The organism is Massilia sp. 05N420, from assembly GCF_056397205.1.
In genome coordinates this window covers 1-518 of sequence record NZ_JBFTMX010000150.1, presented here as the reverse complement: position 1 = coordinate 518, position 518 = coordinate 1, and the positions used below count along the sequence as shown (strand labels likewise).

The following is a 518-nucleotide window of genomic DNA, read 5'->3' as shown; positions in this document are numbered from 1 at the left end:
CAGCAGGATCGGTCATGGCACGCAGATGCAGCTCGGCGACATCCCGCACATCGACCACGCAGGTCTTGATCTTCGGGTATCCGGGCTGACCCTCCAGCATTTCTCTGATCGTGCGGATCGAATGCGAATAATCCGCCCCCAGCGCCGGTCCGAGTACCATGGTGGGGTTGACAGACGCGAGCTCCAGCCCGCGGCCTTCGTTGGCAATGAAGTCCCATGACGCCCGTTCGGCAAGGGTCTTCGATTTCTGGTAGGGCGCGACGTTTCCGGTCAGATCGGTCCAGTCGGTCTCGACGAAGGGGCGGGCGAGGGGCTTGTGCCCAGCGCCGATTGCTCCAAACGCCGAGGTGAGCACAACCCGCTTTACGCCCGAATCGCGCGAAGCACGTAGTACGCGGAGGTTGCCATCGACTGCAGGCTTGATCCATTCTTCCTCGCTAGCATAGGTTCCGGAGGGCGTGGGTGAAGCGCCGTGAAAAGCGTAGGTGCAGCCAGTTGTCGCTTCCGCCCATCCATCG

Annotated in this window: 1 protein-coding gene; it reads right to left on the bottom strand. The window is 62.2% G+C overall.

Features of this window, described 5'->3' with window-relative positions:
• The coding region (locus tag AC1DIX_RS27715) for an NAD-dependent epimerase/dehydratase family protein (RefSeq protein ID WP_477328547.1) at nucleotides 1-518 on the bottom strand (518 nt) is incomplete at both ends.